Genomic DNA, 5,031 nt, shown 5'->3' with positions numbered 1-5,031 from the left:
GTATGGTTGCTGATGCTTCTATTGTGAATCGTGTTGTTGATCTAACTATTTTTGTTGTCCGTTCTGGTATGATGGATCGTCGTCAGTTGCCTGAGTTAGAAAACATGTATCGTCAGGAGCAACTTCATAATATGTCAGTAATTTTAAATGGTGTGCCTACGGAACAGCGAGGTTATGGCTATGGTTATGGCTATGGTTATGGTTATGGCTATGGTACTGAAACTCATGAACATAAAAAAGTAAAAGGTTTGAAAAGTATCTTTTCACACTTTTTGAAGCGCTAAAAGATTGCTTTTACCTTTCTATATCCCTATTAGGGACTATTATTATGAAAAATAGAATTAGGAGAATCTGTAATAATTTGGTAGCTGAAAAGAGTTTTTCTATGAAGAAATATTAAGTAATGAAGAGAATACTATTCCGACAGAACATTATAAAATTCGTATAGTAAAAGTGTGTAAATATAAACATGACGAGGTAGATGCTTCATATGATAGTTCGGCAGACTTAGTACTTGCCGTGAGGATTGATGATACAGTGAGGCTGATGAAAGAAGTGGTGTCGGAGTTTAAGTCAAATAATTCGGTACGAGAGGTTTGATAAAAGATAGAATCTTTATATGAATGTAAAAGCTAAATATGCCCGATTGAAAGGTAGCTCTTTATTTCAAGACTCATTTTGGGCTTTATTAGGAAGTGCTTTAGGAAAAGGGTTGGCACTAATGGCAGGCATAGCAATTGCTCGTTTCATGGGTAAAGATGTATACGGAGAGTATGGCATGATTAAGAACACGCTTGTTATGATTGCAATATTTTCAACGTTTGGATTGGGATATACAGCGACTAAATTTATTGCAGATTGTACAACTAATGATAAAAGTAGGGTATATTCGATTCACTATATCGCTACAATTATAACATTAATAGCAAGTGGGATTATAGCTTTATTAGTATGTGTTTTTGCAATCCCGTTATCTTTATATTTAGAAGCACCTCATTTAAGTGGGATTTTGCGATGGGCTGCTGTCGCTATAATTTTTAATGCAATCAATACAACTCAAATAGGAGAACTTTCTGGTTTTAATGCCTATAAAATTATTGCATTTAATAATACTATTACAGGGATTTTTACTTTTATAGTGAGTATAATATTAACCTATTATAATGGATTGATTGGTGCCGTTGTTGCACTGGTGTTGACCAATATGTTTAATTGTGCTTTGAATTACTATTCTTTACGTAAATTACTCTTAACGTTTCAAAAGAAGATAGAGTTTAATAAACTTCGGGAAGTTATTTCTTTTTCTTTACCTATCGCTTTACAGGAAAGTTTGTATGCAATAACACATTGGGTGAGTACAATCATAATTGTGAAACTTTCTGGATATGGGGATTTAGGTGTGCTATCTGTGGTAAGTCAATGGAGTGTACTTTTATTATTCGTTCCAGGTGCATTGCGTAATGTTGCGCTTTCACATTTGTCTGGATCATTAAGTAATGATAAATATCATAATGTTATATTGAAACGTTTATTGTTTATTAATTTCATTAGCACTTTTGTTCCGTTTTTAATTATAGGCATATTGTCTAAATGGATATGTTCTTGGTATGGAGAAAGTTACAATGGAATGATTATTGTTTTTAATGTTGCAATATTTACCACAATTATAAATAGTTTGACAAATGTATATACTCAAGAATTAATATCAAAAAGCCAAAATTGGTATTTGTTTTTTACGCGTTTGCTACGTGATAGTGGGATACTTATATTTACCTATTTTGCAATAAATATATATGCTAATGGCGCTTTAATATATACTATAGCTAGCCTTATTTTTCAATCGATATACCTTGTTTTACTTAAACATCGATATACATATTTTATAAAAAAATGTTAGGCTCTGTTCGAAATATTTTACTAATATTGTTGGCTGCGTTTGTTCCATTGGGATACCACCCTATTTTTTTTAATGAGGTTGGAGAACAAATTGGAATGATGGATAAAATAATATTATGTTTAACGATTTTGTTGTTTTTGACAGTTTTACCATTATTGAAGAAATGTTTTAGAAGTCGTTTTTTAACTCTTTATATCTTACTCTTTTTAATTATTTCTTTTGATATATTTTTATACTATTCTTTAGGTTTGCATATCCAGTATAAAGAAATTCGTACATTGTTAATTCCTTTGGTTTTAGTTGTTATTGGTTATCTGTCTAATATAAGACAAGAGAACGTTTGGTGGATAAGTTTTGTGTATTCCATAGTGATGGTATATGTAGGTTATGAACAAATACGTTTGAATGTAGGAGGTTTTGTTATTGAGGATATTTATCATACATCTGCAAAGAACTCATTAGGCCCGATGTTAACTGTTGCTGGTATAATTGCTATACTGAATATATTACGAGGAAAAAGTAAGTCTATTTGTGTATTTATGTCTATAATAGCTTTTCTGGTATTAGTAGAACTACTGACAATACGAGCTCGTCTAGCGACGGTTGCCTATTGTGTTATGGTAGCCTTTTTATTATATAAATATATATGCCTTTATTCTCGTAAAATGACATTGATTGTCATTTTGATATTATTGTTTGTGATTGGGATTACAGGGATTAGCTTTTTTGATTCATTTTTTGATTTTTTTTACGAGAGTTTTTTTCAAAATAAGGAAGACGATCTCCTTTCTGGACGTGGTACGGGCTATTTGTTAGCTTTTGATTTGTTTTGTGATAATCCATTGTTTGGGAATTTGTCTCAAGGTATTAAAATTCCTTGGGTACATAATTATTTGTTACTTAAAATGTCAGATTTAGGATTTTTGGGAGGTTTACCTTGGTTTTGCTTATATTTTTATATTGTTTTTCAAATTATAAAAGGGAGTTTTTCAACAAATATCTTTTTAGAACAGAATTATGGCTATATATTGATGTGGATTCCTTTTATAGCAAGCTTAGGAGAACCAACATTTCCATATGGTCCTGGAACAGCGACTTTTATTCCTTTTATTCTATTAGGGATGACATTGAAATTCAATCGTCCGGTAAATTAATTATTTGGTATGAATTCAAAAAGACTTTTTATTGTAAATAAAGTTACAAGTTTACTGCCTTATAGTTCTTGTAACAAGTTGAAGACATTGTTGTATCGTTGGGCTGGTGTTGTTATAGGTAAAAACTGTGAAATATTTTCAGGAGCTAAAATTCTTGGACAAGGAGATATTTTAATAGGGGATAATGTTTTTATTGGCTTTGATGCGATGATTATGTGTAATAAGGGAAGTCAAGTTATTATTGAAGATTATGCATTGATTGGTACGAAATCAGTTATTGTTACGGGTTTTCATCCTGTAACTCCAGAAGGACCACGAATAATAGGCTATGAGGGTACTTCTAGCAAAATAAGGATTGCTCAGGGAGCTTCATGTGGTTTAGGCACGACTATTCTTCCTGGTGTTACAATTCATAAAATGGCTCATGTTGCTGCAGGTAGTGTTGTTACAAAGGATGTACCTGAATATACGCGAGTAGGTGGGGTTCCTGCTCGGTTCATGAAAGATTTGAGGATTATTTAATTATTTTGTTATGCAAAAAAAATGTATAGATACGTTGATTATAACTAATCTTCCTTCATTTTACAAAATTAATTTATATAATGAAATTGCTTTATATAAAAGTATTTTTGTAATATATACTGGTGATACATCAGAGGGAAGAAATAGAGACTTCTTTACGGGTGAAGCTCGTTTTGATTATTTATTTTTATCTTCAAATAAATTGAAACGATTGAAAGAAGTATTTGATCAAATACGCTTTTTTCGTTATGAAGAACTAATACTCGGTGGTTGGGACTCTTTACCGTTATGGTTAGCTGCCTTTATTTCATTTCGGACGAAAAACGCTTTGGTTGTAGAATCTAGCTATTTGGAATCTCAAACACGGGGTTGGAAAGGATTATTAAAGAAAATATATATTTCTAGAATTTCAAAAGTTTATGCATCTGGACGATCGCAGAAAAAAATTACAGATGACTTAGGATTTAATGGTAAAACAATTATAACGAAAGGTGTTGGTGTATTTAATTATGTACCTCAGCCTCAGTTTGTACCTCGTAATCAAATTTGTAATTTCTTGTATGTGGGGAGATTAGTTACTTGTAAGAATATAGAGATGTTAATAGAAACATTCAATGGACTTCCTCAAAAAAACCTACATATAATTGGTTTTGGAACTTTGGAGGAAAAACTTAAAAAAATAGCAAATGATAATATTCATTTTTGGGGAGCTATAAGTAATCGAGAATTATTTAAGTTTTATCAAAAAATGGATGTTTTTGTTTTACCATCACGTTCTGAGCCTTGGGGATTAGTAGTTGAAGAGGCTCTAAATAATGGTTTGCCCGTTTTGGTGAGCAATAGAGTGGGGTGTGCTGAAGAGATTGTAACTCAGGGAGAGAATGGTTTGGTATTTCGATATGATGATAAAAATGATTTGTTGAAATGCATTTCTATGATATCCGATCTTAAACTTTATAATAAAATGAGAGAAAACATTAGTAAGATGAATTTTGAACAAATAGAACACGAACAAATTAATTGTTATTTATAATGCCCACTCTTTTTCAAATAAATGTAGTTGCTAATTGGGGATCTACTGGGCGTATTGCAGAAGAGATTGGCTTATCTGCCATAATGAATGGCTGGAATAGTTATATAGCTTATGGTAGAAGTATGAATAAAAGTAGATCTCATTTGATAAGAATAGGTACGAAATGGGATTTTTGTTGGCATACATTACAGACTCGATTATTTGACAGGCATGGTTTGAGTTCAAAAAGGGCAACACGTCGTTTGGTTCAGGAAATTGAGCGAATTAAGCCTGACATAATTCATTTACATAATATTCATGGGTATTATATAAACTATAAAATATTATTTAAATATTTAGCCGATCAAAATATTCCTGTTGTTTGGACATTGCATGATTGTTGGAACTTTACGGGGCATTGCTCTCATTTTATTTCTATCGGATGG

General features: G+C 31.6%; 5 protein-coding genes and 1 pseudogene. All 6 read left to right on the top strand.

Annotation, left to right across the window (positions count from 1 at the left end):
- Positions 1-284: pseudogene (locus QVP90_RS11355) on the top strand (GumC family protein); the annotation flags it as partial.
- A 335-nt stretch (positions 285-619) separates the two neighbouring features.
- On the top strand, positions 620-1,897 hold the full coding sequence (locus QVP90_RS11350) for an oligosaccharide flippase family protein (RefSeq protein ID WP_021936485.1): 1,278 nt from the start codon (positions 620-622) through the stop codon (positions 1,895-1,897).
- The gene (locus tag QVP90_RS11345; protein WP_021936484.1) at positions 1,891-3,051 is read left to right on the top strand and encodes a hypothetical protein; all 1,161 of its coding nucleotides are present in this window, start codon (positions 1,891-1,893) and stop codon (positions 3,049-3,051) included. The genes QVP90_RS11350 and QVP90_RS11345 overlap by 7 nt, the downstream gene beginning before the upstream one ends.
- Before the next feature lie 9 nt (positions 3,052-3,060).
- Complete coding sequence (locus QVP90_RS11340) at positions 3,061-3,573, top strand: acyltransferase (RefSeq protein WP_021936483.1); 513 nt, start codon at positions 3,061-3,063, stop codon at positions 3,571-3,573.
- 10 nt (positions 3,574-3,583) lie between these two features.
- The gene (locus tag QVP90_RS11335; RefSeq protein ID WP_021936482.1) at positions 3,584-4,606 is read left to right on the top strand and encodes a glycosyltransferase; all 1,023 of its coding nucleotides are present in this window, start codon (positions 3,584-3,586) and stop codon (positions 4,604-4,606) included.
- Positions 4,606-5,031 (top strand): glycosyltransferase (locus tag QVP90_RS11330; protein ID WP_288204348.1); only part of this gene is annotated, 426 nt, incomplete at its 3' end. The genes QVP90_RS11335 and QVP90_RS11330, both read left to right, overlap by 1 nt.

This window comes from Bacteroides sp. CAG:189 (assembly GCF_000432295.1).
GTDB lineage: Bacteria > Bacteroidota > Bacteroidia > Bacteroidales > Bacteroidaceae > Bacteroides > Bacteroides salyersiae.
Note: the sequence above shows the minus strand (reverse complement) of the source record. Positions and strands in the feature narration are given on the sequence as shown.